General features: G+C 56.4%; 16 protein-coding genes and 1 tRNA gene. 7 read left to right on the top strand and 10 right to left on the bottom strand.

What is annotated here, in order from left to right:
* Positions 1-79 precede the first annotated feature (79 nt).
* The 7 genes from BUC24_RS14385 (at position 80) to BUC24_RS14355 (ending at position 6511) form a co-directional block, all read left to right on the top strand.
* Positions 80-1198 (top strand): EAL and HDOD domain-containing protein, encoded by a 1119-nt coding sequence (locus tag BUC24_RS14385; protein ID WP_229448216.1) that lies wholly within the window; start codon positions 80-82, stop codon positions 1196-1198.
* Between the two features lies 1 nt (position 1199).
* Positions 1200-3248 carry a putative bifunctional diguanylate cyclase/phosphodiesterase gene (locus BUC24_RS14380; protein WP_073217370.1) on the top strand — a complete coding sequence of 683 codons (2049 nt, stop codon included), beginning with the start codon at positions 1200-1202 and terminating at the stop codon, positions 3246-3248.
* A 59-nt stretch (positions 3249-3307) separates the two neighbouring features.
* A tRNA-Ser gene (locus tag BUC24_RS14375) sits at positions 3308-3397 on the top strand.
* A gap of 141 nt (positions 3398-3538) precedes the next feature.
* Positions 3539-4735, top strand: coding sequence for a tyrosine-type recombinase/integrase (locus BUC24_RS14370; protein ID WP_073217367.1), 1197 nt, complete (start codon positions 3539-3541; stop codon positions 4733-4735).
* Positions 4736-4817: 82 nt separating this feature from the next.
* Entirely contained in the window at positions 4818-5516 is a 699-nt protein-coding gene (locus BUC24_RS26975) for a hypothetical protein (RefSeq protein WP_073220112.1), read from the top strand.
* Positions 5422-5901: a lysozyme inhibitor LprI family protein gene (locus BUC24_RS27560; RefSeq protein WP_373887974.1), complete on the top strand. Its 480-nt coding sequence runs from the start codon at positions 5422-5424 to the stop codon at positions 5899-5901. The genes BUC24_RS26975 and BUC24_RS27560 overlap by 95 nt, the downstream gene beginning before the upstream one ends.
* A gap of 37 nt (positions 5902-5938) precedes the next feature.
* A complete protein-coding gene (locus tag BUC24_RS14355; RefSeq protein WP_143167526.1) occupies positions 5939-6511 on the top strand; it encodes a hypothetical protein in 573 nt (190 codons plus the stop codon).
* Between the two features lie 49 nt (positions 6512-6560).
* Here the strand turns inward: BUC24_RS14355 and BUC24_RS14350 are convergent, their stop codons facing one another.
* From BUC24_RS14350 to BUC24_RS14295, 10 genes are all read right to left on the bottom strand, one after another.
* Positions 6561-6992, bottom strand: a complete 432-nt coding sequence (locus tag BUC24_RS14350; RefSeq protein WP_083598926.1) for a DUF6678 family protein — start codon at positions 6990-6992, stop codon at positions 6561-6563.
* 908 nt (positions 6993-7900) lie between these two features.
* A complete protein-coding gene (locus BUC24_RS14340; RefSeq protein WP_143167525.1) occupies positions 7901-8293 on the bottom strand; it encodes a hypothetical protein in 393 nt (130 codons plus the stop codon).
* 170 nt (positions 8294-8463) lie between these two features.
* Positions 8464-9147 (bottom strand): DUF1963 domain-containing protein, encoded by a 684-nt coding sequence (locus BUC24_RS14335; RefSeq protein WP_083598925.1) that lies wholly within the window; start codon positions 9145-9147, stop codon positions 8464-8466.
* 203 nt (positions 9148-9350) lie between these two features.
* The gene (locus BUC24_RS14330; RefSeq protein WP_073217347.1) at positions 9351-9722 is read right to left on the bottom strand and encodes an SMI1/KNR4 family protein; all 372 of its coding nucleotides are present in this window, start codon (positions 9720-9722) and stop codon (positions 9351-9353) included.
* A gap of 501 nt (positions 9723-10223) precedes the next feature.
* Entirely contained in the window at positions 10224-10565 is a 342-nt protein-coding gene (locus tag BUC24_RS14320) for a hypothetical protein (protein ID WP_073217345.1), read from the bottom strand.
* Positions 10566-10679: 114 nt separating this feature from the next.
* Positions 10680-11180, bottom strand: coding sequence for a DUF2199 domain-containing protein (locus BUC24_RS14315; protein ID WP_073217342.1), 501 nt, complete (start codon positions 11178-11180; stop codon positions 10680-10682).
* A gap of 95 nt (positions 11181-11275) precedes the next feature.
* Complete coding sequence (locus BUC24_RS14310; RefSeq protein WP_073217339.1) at positions 11276-11725, bottom strand: DUF4240 domain-containing protein; 450 nt, start codon at positions 11723-11725, stop codon at positions 11276-11278.
* Between the two features lie 160 nt (positions 11726-11885).
* The gene (locus tag BUC24_RS26660) at positions 11886-12239 is read right to left on the bottom strand and encodes a hypothetical protein (RefSeq protein ID WP_143167524.1); all 354 of its coding nucleotides are present in this window, start codon (positions 12237-12239) and stop codon (positions 11886-11888) included.
* Positions 12240-12594: 355 nt separating this feature from the next.
* Positions 12595-13095, bottom strand: a complete 501-nt coding sequence (locus BUC24_RS14305) for a DUF2726 domain-containing protein (protein WP_073217336.1) — start codon at positions 13093-13095, stop codon at positions 12595-12597.
* Between the two features lie 926 nt (positions 13096-14021).
* Positions 14022-14873, bottom strand: coding sequence for a leucine-rich repeat domain-containing protein (locus BUC24_RS14295; RefSeq protein WP_073217329.1), 852 nt, complete (start codon positions 14871-14873; stop codon positions 14022-14024).
* Positions 14874-15919: the final 1046 nt, after the last annotated feature.

Raw genomic sequence — 15919 nt, 5'->3', positions numbered from 1 at the left:
TAAGACCCCTAGTGAGATGCAGATGGCCCCGACCGATACCCAGACCTTCCCCATTGTAGGAATTGAAGCGGTATCAAACATGCAAAACGCGTGGGCAGCACTATGCCTGCGCGTGCAGCCCGCCGACGGCGATTTGACGGCCGCCCTGCACAGCGTATTCCGCCTGCCAGATGTACTGACCGCCATTGCACCGCTGCCTGCGGTATTGATGCTGGACTCACCCGACGTGCTGACAGAATCGCTGCTTGAATCCATGCCTGCCGCGCGCGTCATGTTCGCGATCCAGGCCAGCGCCATGGCCAACGATGCACAGCGCAACCGCCTGCTGGCCTTGCAGGCGAGCGGCTACCGCATCCTGATCGACGGCCCGCTGCCCGAAGGCGTCAAACAACACCCCGAAATGCGCGCCGTTGCGCGTGACTTCAGCAACGAAGCGCCCTTGCGCGAAGTGCTGCCGCTGATGTTTGGCCCCCACCTTGCGCACGGCGTGAACAGCGCCGCGCGGCGTGCCCAGTGCGCGCGGGTAGGGTACGAATGGTTCTCTGGCGATTTTCCGCTGCACCCCGAGCCGTCGAGCGAACCGAATGACGGCAGCTCGCGCAAGCGCCTGATGACCCTACTGGGCCTGCTGGCGCGCGACGCCGAAACGCGCGACATCGAAACACTGCTCAAGCAGGACCCTGCGCTGTCGTACCACCTGCTCAAGCTGGCCAACTCCGCCGCGTTTGCACACAGCGTTCCCATCACCAGCTTTGGGCAAGCCATCAGTGTACTTGGCCGGCGCCAACTGCAGCGCTGGCTGCAACTGCTGCTGTACGCACGCCAGCAACCTGACGGTTTGGCCAACCCGCTGCTGCCGGTGGCTGCCTTGCGCGCTGCGCAGATGGAAGCCCTGTGCAAACTGGACGGCGGCGAGCGTGACGACCAGGACCTGGCCTTCATGACCGGCGTGTTCTCGCTGTTGGATTTGCTGTTTGCCATGCCGATGGAAGAAATCGTCGGCACCTTGAATTTGCCATCGCTTGCGGGCGACGCGCTGCTTACGCGCAGCGGGCGCTTTGGCGACATGCTTTCCCTGACCGAAGCGCGCAGCGCGACGCCGGCCATGCTGGAGCAGGCGCGGATAGCGCCGCAGGCATGGTGGACGACGCAGCTGGCGGCCTATCACTGGGCGATTCAAGTTAGCCGGAACCTGTAGCATGTTCCTGCGCCCGGCCACCGACATCATGAGCAGCAGCGCCGCCTTGTGCGAAGCGGTGATGCACATGCGCGGCGATTTTCTGGCCGACGAACTGGGACGCATCGCCCGCAGTCTGCTGGGCAGCCCGTTCGGCGTCTTCGTACCCGCCGCGCCAGACGGCGAAGCGCAACCCGCCCCCGAACCCTTCCCCGCGACCATGGTGGGGCTGGTGCAGGACATTGTGTGCAGTGGGCGCCGGTTTGGCTATTACGCCGTGTGGGGCCGGCCGCTGTACGACAGCGGCGACCGCCAGCACATGTCCAGCCTGGCCAACCTGACTGGCAACCTACTGCAGATGCACGCCATGGCGCTGCGTTCCTCGCACGCGTACATCGAGATTGAACGTCAACTGTCGCACCAGGCGCAGATACTGGACCAGATTCACGAGTCGGTGCTGACGATGGACCAGACAGGCTACATCACCAGCTGGAACAAGGGTGCCGAGCGCCTGTTCGGCTACACCGCGCAAGAAGCGATTGGCCGCAACGTGCTGTTCTTGTACGTGAACGAAGATCCCGCCTTCCACGACGCGTTCATGGAGCAGGGCGGGCAAGTGATGGAAGTGCGGCGCCGGAAAAAATCGGGCGAAGTCTTCTGGGCCAGCCTGTCCTTGGCGCCGCTGAAGGATTTGCAGGGCCGGCCCGCGGGATTGATCGCCTACCTGAGCGACATTACCGACCGCAAGCGCACCGAAGAAAGGCTGCACCAGCTGGCCTACCACGACAGCCTGACCAGCCTGCCCAACCGCACGCTGTTGACCAAGCTGCTGGACCAATCGATGGCAGTCGCGCAGCGTAACGACGCCAGCGGCTGCGTGCTGTTCATCGATCTCAATCGCTTCAAGCAAGTGAACAACGCCCTGGGGCGGCGCATTGGCGACGAGCTGCTGCGCCAAGTCGCGCAGCGCTTCAAAGCCGCCTTGCGCGACCAGGACGTGGTGGCGCGCGTGTCGGGCGACGAATTTGCCGTTGGCCTGTTCGACCTGCGCCAGCACTTTGAATCGACCACGGTCGCACGCAAGCTGCAGGCGGCGCTGGTGGAACCGTTTTTGATTGAAGGGCATGACCTGCGCGTGGGCGCCAGCATTGGCATCAGCGTGTATCCGCAGGACGGCACCGACGCCGAATCGCTGCTGCGCACGGCCGACATTGCGATGGCGCGCGCCAAACAGACCGTGGGCGGGGCCGATGACGGCGTGGCCTTCTACAGCCAGGAGATGAACCAGGGAATGCAGGAGCGTATGCGCCTGGAGACTGACCTGCGCTACGCCCTGCACAACGGCGGCCTGCTGCTGCATTACCAGCCCAAGTTTGAAATTGGCAGCGACCATATCGTTGGCGCGGAAGCGCTGGTGCGCTGGCAGCACCCTGTGCGCGGGCTGGTGCCACCGTCCGAATTTATTCCGCTGGCAGAATCGACCGGCTTGATCGTGCAATTGGGCGAGTGGGTGCTGGAAGAAGCCTGCGCCCAGGCCGCGCTGTGGAAGCAGGCCGGCGTGGCGCCGTTTCGTTTGGCCGTGAACGTGTCTGCGCGCGAGTTCAGCGCGGGCCTGCCGATGCGGGTGTCGAACACGCTGGCGCGGCATGGCCTGGAGCCGTGCTGGCTGGAGCTGGAGATCACCGAGAGCACGCTGATGCACGACATCGAGCGGGTGATCAACATCATGGACCAGATCAACGCGCTGGGCGTGACCTTGTCGCTGGATGACTTTGGGACCGGGTATTCGAGTTTGTCTTACCTGAAGCGCTTTCCGATTGATACGCTCAAGATTGACCGCTCGTTCACCACCGGACTGCCGGGCGACAGCAATGACTGCGCGATTGCCAGCACCATTATCAGCATTGGGCAGCAGTTGGGACACAGGGTGATTGCCGAGGGCGTGGAGACAGTGGAGCAGCTTGAATTCCTGCGGGGAGCGGGGTGCGACGAGGTGCAGGGGTATCTGTTTTCGCGGCCGCTGGCGGCCGATGTATTTGAGCAGGCGCTGAAGGATAATTGGACCGCTTGAAGGGGTTGGGCGGGGCGGGTGTCCAGGCGGCGGTGAATTCTGTATAATGCGGGGCTGCAGGAAGCGTGGCCGAGTGGTTGAAGGCACCAGTCTTGAAAACTGGCGAGGGTTTGCGCCCTTCGTGAGTTCGAATCTCACCGCTTCCGCCAGATCTTGAACATCAAGCCCCACACGATGGGGCTTTTTTTCGTCTCCTCATAGGAGAAATCTCAAAAGTTTGTCCCAGGTTGTGCGATAAGATCCCGCTCAATCCAGCTTTCATTTGTGGGTAGATTTGTGGGTAGGAATTTATGGCCTCTCGGATCAACAAACTCTCCGCCATACTCGTTGGCAGGCTCGACAAGCCTGGCTACCATGGGGATGGTGGCGGACTTTGGCTGCAGGTGTCGCGGTCTGGATCAAAGAGCTGGATCTTTCGTTACATGCGCGATGGCCGGTCGCACGAGATGGGGCTGGGGTCTTGCATCACCGTGGACCTGGCCGGCGCGCGCGCGAAGGCGAGGGCGTGCCGGCAGATGCTGCTCGATGGTGTCGATCCGCTGGGGCAGCGGCGCGATGCGCGGCGTGCGCATGCTCTTGATGAAGCGAAGCGCATCACGTTCGATGAATGTGCTGCGGCGTATATCGATGCGCATCGGGGGAGCTGGAAGAATACGAAGCATGTGGCCCAGTGGGAGAACACCATCGCCACGTATGCGAGTCCGTTGATTGGCGGGCTGCCCGTGGCGGCTGTCGATACGGACCTGGTGGTCAAGGTGTTGCGGCCCATCTGGCGAAACAAGACCGAGACGGCGGTGCGTCTGCGTGGACGCATCGAGGCCATACTCGGTTGGGCGACCGTCAGCAAATTCCGGCAGGGGGACAACCCGGCGCGCTGGCGCGGGCATCTCGATAATCTGCTGGCCAATCCGAACAAGATCGCACCGGTGAAGAACCATCCCGCGCTTCCGTGGCGCGACGTGGGTGGCTTCATGGACGAACTGCGCGCGTGCGAGGGCGTGGCTGCGCGGGCCATCGAGTTCACGATCCTCACTGCGTGCAGGTCGGGCGAAGTGCGTGGCGCCAGGTGGAGCGAGATCGATCTCGTTGCGAAGGTGTGGACGATTCCGGCCGGACGCATGAAGGCGGGGAAGGAGCACAGGGTTCCCTTGTCGATTGCGGCGATGGTCCTTCTGAAGTCATTGGAGCGCGTTGGCGACGTTGTTTTCCCTGGCCGGGGCAAAGACCTGCCTTTGTCCGATATGAGCCTGACGGCCGTTTTAAGGCGCATGGGGCACGGGGACATCACGGTGCATGGCTTCAGGTCCACCTTCCGCGACTGGTGCTCGGAGGAGGCGAGCAACGCGTTCTCGCGCGAGGTGTGCGAGCATGCGCTGGCTCACAGCTTGCCGGACAAGGTGGAGGCGGCGTATCGGCGTGGAGATCTGTTCGAGAAGCGGGTGACGTTGATGCAGGCGTGGGCGAGCTATTGCGCGGCGTGGCCCTGAGCGCCGGTTAATCACAATGGCACGTCAAGTACAATAGCGTTGCCGGCCACAAGCTGCCGTTGCCCACAGCGAGAAAATGCAGATGGATTGGACTTACAACACGATATGGATGGATCGCTTGCCACGAGGCCAATTGGCGACCATCGAGTTTGAACGCGGTAAGGCCTTGTCTGAAGCAGTGGCAGGTGCAACGTACTATCGTATTCAGAGGTTCAAAACCAAGGAGCCCGGCTTTCATGGGCTGAGTGGCGTCACCTCAGCTGAATACGTTGAAATGAATTTTTCAAACATCACGTCCTTCTCGGAAATCGCAAAACTAGGCAAAATCAAGCGCCTTGAACTTAGTTGGTGCCTGAAGCTTGAGAGCGACGCAGGACTCTCCGGTATAGGAGATCATCTCGAATGGCTCCATGTGAACACGTCGCGAAAGTTCAGTCCGAAGAGTGACCTGTTTGACCTTCGCAATCTGAAGGTTCTATGCTTGAACGGGTGCGCGCCACTAGACAATCTTCGCTTTCTGGAGAAAATGCCGAACCTGCTGGACTTCCGATTTGTTGACACAAGCGTTCTTGATGGCGATCTGACGCCACTGATGAATCATCCCAAGCTTGTAAATGCGGGCTTTCTGGACAAGCGTCACTACAATCTCAAGAGCGCGGAGGTTGAAGAGCATCTTAAGGTGCGCAATGAAAGTGCGAAGGAGTACGTGTCCAAAGGGGAATTTAGAACGTACCGATACAAGGCGTTCGGCGCAACGGGGCATCTTTGCCACGAAGACTGATATGCGGCCGGCCCTTTACCTCCTGATTCTACTATCTCTACCATCAGCTGCATTGGCTGAGAACTGCCGTGAGAAACCGTTTTGGTTTTCTGACGAAGCTTGTAGTAAAACGACTCTGGAAGACACGTCCATGCAAGTAGAGAAGGCCAACTCGGCGTTAGTGAAAGGTGCGGACAACACGCGCAGGCCAATGCTGATTGCAGCGCATGAGGCGTGGAGAGACTATCGTATGAAGCAGTGCGGTGTTGAGTTAGACCTCACTCGCATCCAGCACTCACGGAATTCAGAAAATGGCACAGCAGCTCCGTCGTACGAGCGCTCGTGTCTGATACGGCTGAACGACACTCGTCTCATCGACTTGAACGCCCTCTCGAAACGGTCCTAACGCTGTGACGCCCATATACGAGATCGATTTTGAGAAGATGGTCCTCAAGGCGCAGACCAACCTAAACGAGGCCTACAAGCACTATTCGTTGCCGACTAATGCGCTCTCGCATGAATTCGTAGAGATAAAGCTGCAGACTTGCATATTCCAATACGATGTGTGCGTGGAGATGACGACGGTGCTGCGCAATCAGCCCATTGGCTTCGCGCTATCCGTCGCTCTTAAGGGATTGGTACTGCGGCTGTTTGAGTTTGACGCGCGCTTGAGGACAACGCTGCTACCTAGGTTGCTGGCTCTAGCAGAGGCGCGTGACATCGCGGTCGAAGCAAGCGCTATTAACGATCTGAAGCGACGGTGGAAAGCGGAACTCAAGCAACTGAAAGGCTGGCACCCCGTTCGCAATCACGCCGCAGGCCACTACGATCAAGACGTTAAGAAGCAAGTCGAAGCATTAGAGACCGTGAGGTTTGAGGAGGTCATGAGCGTGGCGGCTGGGTTTCTGCAGTTCGCGCAAAGTTTGATCGTAATCCTTCGCGATGCCGGGCAGGGAGTAGTGTCCGATCAGAGACCATTCCCCGTCCCCGAAGGTTCCAGAGAGTCCCAGCCCTAAGGTTGCACCAGACTTCATCAGGCTGCTGGAGCACGTCGAACCGTAAGGATCAGCGCGGGAAGTCCTCGTAAGATTTCGGCACGTAGCCCCAGATCCTGAGGATGTCGCCGCGTACCTCGAATTCGAAACCGATCTGTTTGACGATCTCAGAAATTTCAACCGTATGGTCAATATTGGAAGGTGCGAGCAGCATCCCTTTTGCGGGGACCGGCTCCCATAGACCGATATCAAACCATTCGACGGACGCGAACGGAAAAGGCAAATGGTAGAACCACTCAACGTCCCAATCGGAAATATGCCCGGTCACCGATTTGGACCGGTAAGACGGACGCCATTCCGTCAGACTGCGGAAGTGATTGATCAGCTCATTCCAGCGAGTGTTGTTTGACACGGCACCTAAGTTCCTGGCAGCGACGGCCGCGTCAATTTTTTTTCGTACTACCTCGTTGCTTCCGGTTCCGGCGTTTGGCAAGTCATTCATGGCGTTCTTGGGTATTAGTGTGCTGCGTCGACCGGTTGAATCCGGACCTCAAAGCAGCCTACGCGACTGCACAATCGTATTCGCGGCATGTTATTTTTGGGAGGAAGGAAGGGTTATTATTTCGCCTTCTGCATTAGATTTGGGATTGCGACGACAACTGCTTTCGTCTTTCGATTCACAGTTGCGGAACTGATCACTACCGTATCGACAGGCCGTTCGGCAGCAACGTACAGCTCGAAAATTCGATGGTCACCGTCGAAAGAAGTCCTGAGAGTCAGATTCAGCTCCCACTCCTCAGGTATGCGCTCATATCCTTCAAGTGCGGATCGAGTCGCAACACGGGCAAATTCCTTTAACTCGTCCAACTCTGTCATTGACGTGGAGATGCCCCGCATTCGTTCCAGCGCTGCCCCGGGGGCTACAACAAGTCTAGGAGATCCATCGCAGTTTCTGACTGCTGACTTCCCCATGGGTGCCAAATTTGATATCCCATCCATAGCCGCACCGTGTAGCCCATTGCACCTGCACATGCACGGTAGACTTTTGCTCGCTCAAGCAAAATGCCACGTAAGGCACTCGAGACAATTTCACTTCTGGATCAGCAATCACCTGTCCAGATACTAAGCGCCAAGAATTAATGGCTGAATTCCGGAAGGGAAACCCCAGATCGTCAGTATCAAAGTGATGAAACTGTAGGACCGGAATTTCGACCGAGCAAAACTCTTTGCCCATTTCGTTCCACGCCTTGACAATCCAGTTCAATGTTGGTGACAGTAGAGACATGACAAGCAAAGAATAGTTTTGACGTGACTGGCCGCTTCTAGCCGGTTACTGCCGATTGTACTCGACATCAAAATGCTGTCGGCGAATTGCCCGCGGCCGCCCGAGGTGGACTGTTTCGTCGTGACCTAAAGGCTTATATCGAGGCGATTGATCTCGAAATCGACATGGCCTTCGTTCGCGGCGCCCATCTCAATCACAAAACCTTGCACTTCAACTAGCCCTCTCTCAGCGTCGATAACGCGTCCCCGTCCACGATAGGCGTAATGGCTGATCCGTTCAAGGTAATCTGAGGACAGCGCCTCCTTTTGGTCGGCCGGCCAGTCAGACAAATAAGCCGCCCGAACATCGGCATCCAGAACCGTTAGACGGTTTGCGATGACATCGCCCACCTTGAGGCTGCACGGATAGCAAAATGCAACCAGCTCACCTTGTTCGCTTCGGAGCGTAACTGACGGTGCTTCATCGTCAGGTGGGTCGACCAAAATCACGGTGAGGTTTTTCATGGCGTTGATGGGCATGCAATCGTGGATCGGAGTTGACGAAAGATGGAAGCAGTCCAGCGAGTGACGGCTTCTGGCCGATTGTACCCGGCCACGCACACATGGTCGTCGGCGACTGCCCCATTGCCGACGTTGCAGATCTGCGTTTATCGGTCCTCTTTGGTTATTTGGTGAACGAAATTAAATGCCTAGAGACATTGCCATGCTAGCGCCCATTCGTCTTCCATTCCCGGCGCCGTCCCTCGCCCAAAATAGCCTACGCCTGCGTCTCCCCACATCCAATTGCCTTTCTCAGTAGAGTCGATTTGAAACACGTATTCTGGCAACGCTGGATGTCGGTTCCATGGCGCCCAATAAATTTCAGATTGCACCAGCATTGGCCAACCACCCAGTTTCAGACCACCGATGTTTTCAAACAGATCGAAATAGTGCTCATCGACCTCGGCGGCGATTTCAGTTGGCACATCTTCCCAGCAGGGGAAATCCTCTTGAATCGCGATTGGCCGCATAGGAAGAGCTCGGATCTGCGACTTTGTATCTCTCGGGGGAAGGCCGACTAAGGTGTCAATATTTTTGTAAGCACGAAGGCACGAGTTTTCACCATTCGGTGTATCAATGGGGAGGTCATCTGGGCCGACAAATATGGCAATGAGATCGATGTCTGCGAGACGTTCGGGTCTGGTTGCGAGCGTTCGCATGTTGATCTGACAAAGTGCATGCATCGGCTTTCCTCCGGACTCCGGCCAAGATTCGCCAGGGGCACAAACATTCACGCGGCCAAACCAGCTCTCAAATTCGTCCTGTGGAGGCCGAAAACCACCAATTTCAAACCTTGTAGCGGAACGTGCGAGTTGACGTCTGAAATTTTCCATTGGCCTATCTAATTTGGAACTACCATTAATCAAGGTGGGCAGCAAAGGCGCCTCGCGTTCTACTGGCCTTGTTGCGTCAAGAAGTCACTCGCTGTTCGTCGTGCCGTACCTGCCCTTTGTCTGTGCGATTACGATGTCTGGCTACTTCGCGTTCCTAGGACGACATTGTCACGCGATGAACCTCAAAATGGGCTCCGCTAACGTTAGATTTCCGCGCGCGGAAGCTTGCTGTCATGCTCGAGCATCCACTGCTCGTATGGCAGCCATCTTTCGTCAGGGTAGTCATCAGGGTGGGTTTCATGCCAGATACTCGCCGCGACCTCTCTCGAAGGATCGATCAAACAAATCTCCTGCATTCGGTTGTTACAGCCGAAAGGGAAGTAGGACCTGAAGAGATCTGCCGGGTTATCGAAGTGATGTTCATAGAGGCCGGAGATCTCGCGGGGGTGATAGATTTCGAAGCCATCGCACTCTCCGTGCCCAATTTCGATCAGAAGCTTTCTGTAGAGTCCAGGAAGCTGAAATCCAAGATCGGATTCAATTGCATCAATTTCAGGATTGGTAAGCTTTTGCATTCGCTTGAAGCCGGCGTGAATCCGGCGTGGTGTCAGGTGCGGCAATCGTACCCGATCTCGTCTAAGCCGAGACAAAGCATCTGCAGCTTTCCAACTCTGCTCGGCATTGCGTGAATGCGGAACAGGACAGGGGAGAGGCCCCGTTGCTACGTATCAGATGGGCGCTGCCGTGCAGGGTGAAGTAGCATTCCATTAGGTCGCCAAAGTCCGCTATCGGCCGAAATGGATCGCTACAAGTGCTGCCAAAGCGTATCGAATTCCTGCTGAGAAATCGATACGTACTCCGGATCCGATAGCGCAAGTGCGGCCTGAGCAAGCCCCCCAGATTCGTCAGCCTCATGTGCAGGCCCATAGCGAAGCCGCATCCCGCAATCGTACTGTTCAATCTGCCGAGTCACCCAGCCATCAGTACCGACTTCAAAATGCCACTATGAGGTGCCCCATGCATCGTACTTGTCTTTGATCTTGCCCCAGTTTAATCGGACACACCCTATCGCTTAGTTAGCGCCATTTTTCACAGCCTGGTGCGCCAGCTGCCTCCTGAACATGCGAGGCGATTTGTAACGAAGTGCCGAACACGCGACCTTGCCAATACATCTCTGGTGAAGCAAACCAGTCTTCGTTCTTTGTCGTTCGGAATTGAGCAAGTTGTGCCATCGGTATCTGATACCGACTGAACAAAGCTACGAGATCCCTCAGGGAGGCCTGCGATAGGATCGTTCTCACGACCAGTGTGTCCTGTTCCCATCGAAGGATACCGGGAATCTCCATCGCCCACTCAAACAGATGCTTCTCGTCAAGCTGTGAACCAAAACGGACGCCCGAACAGTCAAGATAAATCATTGTTTTCCTTGCCCTTGTGCGTCGGCTCATGGTCCATTTTACCCGTTCAGTGCACCTACCAGGGGCGGTGAACCGGCGGTCCAGCACTGTTTTTAACTAGTCCGGCGAGGCGGACTACCCATGTAAAGCGCGCTCCACAATTTCTTGAACCCTTGCCATCGAGATGCCGCGAATTTGCTCGGTCGCGAGTTGGTGTTCTTCCGACTTAATCTCGATTTCCGGACGCTCGCCAAGCGGCATAGTATGTACTGCGGTTTTCAAGCTCAGAGTAGACTCCGCATATGGAAGTGCAGACTGGAGCCAGCCGAAGTATGGGTGTTCTGCCTCTCGCCCATCAGTATCCCAGAGCTCACTCATTCTTTTGAAGTTCTTAGCACTTAGCGAAACCCAAGCTAGCCAGATGAATGAGTCATCGCTTTCTACGATGGGGAGCAGGATGCGACCACGGACGAAAAAATGTTCGTTGTCGATTACGCATTGGTCAGAAGAAAGCAATGCACGAGAGGCTCTCTCTGCCTCCGGTAACGTGTACCACAAGGCAGGCGCATCTGCTCCGAGGCACATAGGCATCTCGGAGTGATACTCGCCGCATGTTCGGCAATTGAATCCATTCATAAATAGCGCCCAATACCTATTAAACTAAACCAGCTCTGCATGCCGCTGAGCCCGAGCCCCATTGCGAGGGGCAGCTCCTGGCCGAGAGCTGCACTCTACTCGTGCCAGAGCTCCGCGTTGCTGCCGCTTTCATAACTGACGGTTGCTTCGAACGGCCATTCGGATTGATCTTTTCCCGTCTGCTTCGCCCATGCGGCGCGATGTGGATAAAGCAAGGATTCACACCATTGCTCAATTGACTTCGGCATCCGTGTGGAGTCAGATTTCACGGCTTCGTAGAACTCCTGCCCCTTTGCGACTACAAAGCAGCGTGCGTAAAGAAACCCATCATCCGAACCACCGGAATCACCTGCGTTGTCGGCGAAGACATCGCCATCTATCGCATAGAGATTTTGAGACAGGGCCTCTTCGAAGCCGAATAGCTCAGCCTCTGACTTCATATTCAGTGCGGTCTGCAACGGTTCGACAGCCTCATCTTCGCGCCCTTCATCTAATGCAGTCACATCGATCAGCGCTATCAGGTTCCAGAATTCAGGATCAGTCATTGAAGTTTTCGCCAAGGTTAAATTTGTTTGTGCTTCTGCCGGGCCAACAGGCCTTCTTCGCCTCGAGGGTCTGTTCTTGGCCGGTGGTAACCGACGGTGCCGGTGCGTGCCGACCTCGGCCACTGCAGCCTTGAACCTTCATAAATTGGCGGAGGCGCCACTAAAAAAATAGGGTAGCAATCCATGCGATACCTGCGCCTGCGGCTATCGATGCTACCGACCCGATTTGCCACTGTTTGAGCTCGATCGGCAAATCCACCGAACGCAGTCGCGCAGCGACCAAATACGTAGCAAGCAAAAAATATACAGTCAGGCCTGGCCAAAATGCGATAGGAAAAAAGTATCCTAGTAGCAGAAGAAGAGGAATACCAACCAGATGAATTTTTCGTAGCATCGCCGTTTCGCGCAGCAGCCGACCTTGCTGAGTCTCGGACACCCTGCGCAATGATCGTTCCGAGATGCACGCTCCTAAGAGAAAGCCACCAAGAAGAAACCCAAGGGGAAGGAAGTTCATGTGGCGTTTGATCCAGTCTTAAAGTTAAACGCGGTGACCATGGTGCGGAGTTCGAATACCGGCTTCTGACCGACAACTGTCGATTGTACTTGACGGCAAAAACAGCGCTAGTCGGCTCGGTTGCCCCCACCAGCGATTCCAATAGATGGATAGCCACTGCAGCGCAATCTGAGTGTTCTCATCGATCACTGCACATGCCCGCACGGAGCCATCGTCGTACCACAAATCTGAGTCAGGAAGAGGGTGAGCTCGTGCATCATTCAAATTTTATAAGTCTGCTCCTGGTCGCGCGCGCCTATGTCGCCGACCACGCTGGGCCGCAAAGCTTCATCGGTCCCAGGAGCAGCGGCGATCTTCAAGGCATTGGTGCGGCCTGCACTGCAGCAGCCATTGAAGTCTGTCCAACGATGGCGGCGCGGAGCACATCGACAGTAGGCTTGGCGCGGGACTGGAACCGGACGGTGCGGATGCCGGCCTGCTCCAGGCGGGAATCCCGCAATTGATCCTTTGCCGTTGAATGGGTCCTGTCGTCCAACTCGATGACAGCAACCAGGTCACAGTTCTTCGTGCAAACAATGTAGTCTGCGCGCTGCTGCGCGATGCGAAGCCGGTCACTGTGGGCTGTTTTCTTGTCGCTGCTCGCGGCTTCCAGTAGCGCACTCATGGCGACCTGAGGAAAAATATAATGGTCGGGGAGCGCGGCTACGAGACGGCCGAAGAATTCTAGTTCATTCTCCGACATCACCTTCCGCCTCCGGTAGGCGCCAGCCCTTTCTTTGCCTTGCTGCGTTAGCGTAACGGCCACCAAGATGGCGGCAATGAAGGCAAACAAAGCGATGACAATTACTATTTTCATGCGTGTGATCGTTCTAGGTTGAGTATGGGATAGATCTACTGGTTGTTTCTTTTGGGAATCATATCACCAAGTGTAGCTAAGCGTCGTAGCTTTAAAAGCGTTACACGGCGCGCTTTCGCGCAACGAGGACCGCTGCCCGAGCCCACACTTGTTGGGCCGTCCGTTGCCAGGAGACGCGAGTCCCAATGGCGCCGAACGGACCAGCCAATGCCGCGGGTCAAGCCGCCAACGCGAACGGCATACCGTGCATAAGACGAAGCGCGGTAAGGCGGAACCACAAGAGCATGCGGCGATAGACGAGCGCACCAAGCGAGGCCCATCCGATGCCGCACATGGAGTGCGGAGGCGGGGTCGTGCACGGACGCCTTCATACGGTCTTTCAGGTGTTCGTTCAAGGCATCGTGTCGGTGTTTGTTCACCAAAGCCGTCGCACGAGTCTTCGCAACAATCGTCACAAAAACGTTCACAAAAACGTTCACAAAAACGTTCACGAGAACGTACACGAAAACGTATACAAAGACGTGGACGAAATCGTATGCAAAAACGTATTCGAGAACGTATCACTAGCGGCGCTGTGCGAGTGCCTCATGCCTGAAAAAAGGGCGATGAAAATAGCGGGACAGGGTAGGCTTTGCTATACCGCCGCGCGCGGCGGCATAGCAATCGGCGAAGCTCCAGTCGTTACACTCCCTGCGTTTGCCTAGCACCCTTCTCAGGGCTTCGCCCCGAGACCCGTTGACGTGCCTCGGGCCGCGCGACCAAAGCGACTTGCGGACTACCCGCGACCAGCCGGCGGCGGGGGCGAACGCGTTAACTGGCGCAAAATGCGCTCGACCACTTCTGGCCTTTAGTTGCTGGTAAATGCGAGCGGTTGAATCCGCACCCCAAAGCTGCTATCGGACCAATGCTCCCTCGCCGCCCATAGTTCAGTTAGAAAGGTGCAAGTATTCAAGTTTGACTTCCAGAGCTTCGCGTTGACGGACCTCTAGCGGAATGCCTTCAAGCCAAACGCGCTTTAGACTATGACTTCCCAAAATTAACGTCGTGATGGCACCGGCGTCGAGCGGCGGCGCATTATCATTTCCGCCGAACGACACGTATTCCAGGTTGGGGAGCGTCAGCAGTATCGTGAGGTCTGTAGCGTTCAAGTCGAGTGCCCACAGGTCGAGGGACTGCAACTGGGTCATTTTCATTAGGTGTGCGAGGCCAGCCCGCGTCAGACGAGTTCCGCCGACGTCGAGCGAGGTTACGGTGGTGGAGCGACTGATCTTCCTCGCCATCTTGTCGTCAAAGCGGGTGGCTTCAAGATCTAGCGCAGTGAGGTTGGGCATAGACAGCAGCGCGGCAAACGCGGACTGCGTTAGATCGGCATTTTGCGCACCGAGCACGCGAATGGACTTGCATTGCGCCACTTGGAGCAGGTCGGGCTCAGTCATGTAATGATTGGCGCGAAAAACTTCGAGCTGCACGGCCTTGTGAAAATTCTTCAATTTGCCTGGACCGGACATACAGAGGATGTCGAGCTCCCGTAGTCCTTCAAGCTGCAGGATGTGATTCATGGCCGCCCGCGTTACATCGCACCATATCCACAGTTGCTGAACCCGCAGACCAGCGAGACACCGTGCGTGCCCGACACCAAATTGCGCAATCTTGGTGATGCTGAGCTTGAGCGGCTCCAACGCACTTAGTTGTGCCAGCTGACGCATTGTCTCGGGTGGCAGTTCCCGCGTCAGACAGTAGTAGCCTCCCTCATCCGGTGTGAGTAAGATGTCAGCCAAAGCGAGTTCCTTAGTTGCGTTTGAATGGCGAACGGCCGATGCTGGCCGGTTGCGGCTGATTGTACTTGACGGTTAAGGCACGGTGCAGACCTCGGCCGATGCCGCTACATCGGACATGCAGCAAGTAGACTCACCGGTCACAGCTGCGCGCATCAGCCAAGCGCTGTTTGTCGCCACTATGACCACAGGAGCGCAGTGGTTGCTCGGCCTGTGGCCAGCCAATACGCCAGAGCTTCTCGAGCTGACGCAACACTAACCGTGGCGGCGAGTGGAGCACTGAAGGTTGACCCATCCTCATGAAAGAATACAGTTTCAACCGGTGGAATCGCCGAGGCATCTCGATAGGAACCGAAGTGCTCTCCGTGTTCGTCGAGGCGGACATATGCGCGCCCTGTGCAAAGCCAAACGTAGAAGTTGCCGTAGTCGACTTGATCGCGGATGTTCGCGACGAATATGACAGCTGTCTCATCGTCTATACCCGAGACTACAGTCGCTGCCTCCGCCGCTGCAGCTAAGGAAAATTTCTGCAATGTGGGGAGTGGTTGAAACCGTGTGATTTCGATCTCGTACATAAGTATGACTAGTGAAGTAAGAGCTAAACGAATGACGGCTCCTGGCCGATAATACTCGGTCGCAAGCTGACGACTCCGTCTGCACCTTGCATGCCATGTTTAATTGCCCTCAGACGTGCGATGCATGACTTCACGAGTCTTGGTATTCAAGCACTGGCTTTTCCAGCGAAGCCAAGTATTGATGACAATTCTCGCGCAGCGCGCCTATCGTATCCCCACCTGGGAAGGTTGGATCGGCACTATAGCCCTGCACAGTTCCGTCGTCACGGTAGTAAACCTCATAGATGGCAAGCTCACCGCTCCGATTCATTACTCGATATTCCCAAGTCATTTCTTCTATGCATCCAAGTGTAAGGTACATCAAGATCGTTGAGATAATTTTAACGACCGCTGCTCGCCGATCTCGGCCGATTATACGACCGGCCGTAACGGCGTCGCAGCTAACGACATCTTCTTCAATCTATGCTATCGACA

Origin of the sequence: Massilia sp. CF038, from assembly GCF_900129765.1 — a bacterium.
Lineage (GTDB): Bacteria > Pseudomonadota > Gammaproteobacteria > Burkholderiales > Burkholderiaceae_D > Telluria_A.
The sequence above is the reverse complement of the archived record's forward strand: the minus strand, read 5'-3'. Positions and strand labels throughout refer to the sequence as shown.

What these genes read in the sequence shown, in the direction of transcription:
- BUC24_RS14335 (WP_083598925.1), bottom strand. Translation starts at nt 9,147, where the DNA reads ATGGAAAATTTCAGACGTCAACTCGCACGTTCCGCTACAAGGTTTGAA.
- BUC24_RS27560 (WP_373887974.1), top strand. Translation starts at nt 5,422, where the DNA reads ATGAAAGTGCGAAGGAGTACGTGTCCAAAGGGGAATTTAGAACGTACC.
- BUC24_RS14305 (WP_073217336.1), bottom strand. Translation starts at nt 13,095, where the DNA reads ATGAAAATAGTAATTGTCATCGCTTTGTTTGCCTTCATTGCCGCCATC.
- BUC24_RS14310 (WP_073217339.1), bottom strand. Translation starts at nt 11,725, where the DNA reads ATGACTGATCCTGAATTCTGGAACCTGATAGCGCTGATCGATGTGACT.
- BUC24_RS14370 (WP_073217367.1), top strand. Translation starts at nt 3,539, where the DNA reads ATGGCCTCTCGGATCAACAAACTCTCCGCCATACTCGTTGGCAGGCTC.
- BUC24_RS14320 (WP_073217345.1), bottom strand. Translation starts at nt 10,565, where the DNA reads ATGATTTATCTTGACTGTTCGGGCGTCCGTTTTGGTTCACAGCTTGAC.
- BUC24_RS26660 (WP_143167524.1), bottom strand. Translation starts at nt 12,239, where the DNA reads ATGAACTTCCTTCCCCTTGGGTTTCTTCTTGGTGGCTTTCTCTTAGGA.
- BUC24_RS14315 (WP_073217342.1), bottom strand. Translation starts at nt 11,180, where the DNA reads ATGAATGGATTCAATTGCCGAACATGCGGCGAGTATCACTCCGAGATG.
- BUC24_RS14330 (WP_073217347.1), bottom strand. Translation starts at nt 9,722, where the DNA reads ATGCAAAAGCTTACCAATCCTGAAATTGATGCAATTGAATCCGATCTT.
- BUC24_RS26975 (WP_073220112.1), top strand. Translation starts at nt 4,818, where the DNA reads ATGGATTGGACTTACAACACGATATGGATGGATCGCTTGCCACGAGGC.
- BUC24_RS14380 (WP_073217370.1), top strand. Translation starts at nt 1,200, where the DNA reads ATGTTCCTGCGCCCGGCCACCGACATCATGAGCAGCAGCGCCGCCTTG.
- BUC24_RS14385 (WP_229448216.1), top strand. Translation starts at nt 80, where the DNA reads ATGCAAAACGCGTGGGCAGCACTATGCCTGCGCGTGCAGCCCGCCGAC.
- BUC24_RS14340 (WP_143167525.1), bottom strand. Translation starts at nt 8,293, where the DNA reads ATGCCCATCAACGCCATGAAAAACCTCACCGTGATTTTGGTCGACCCA.
- BUC24_RS14350 (WP_083598926.1), bottom strand. Translation starts at nt 6,992, where the DNA reads ATGAATGACTTGCCAAACGCCGGAACCGGAAGCAACGAGGTAGTACGA.
- BUC24_RS14355 (WP_143167526.1), top strand. Translation starts at nt 5,939, where the DNA reads ATGGTCCTCAAGGCGCAGACCAACCTAAACGAGGCCTACAAGCACTAT.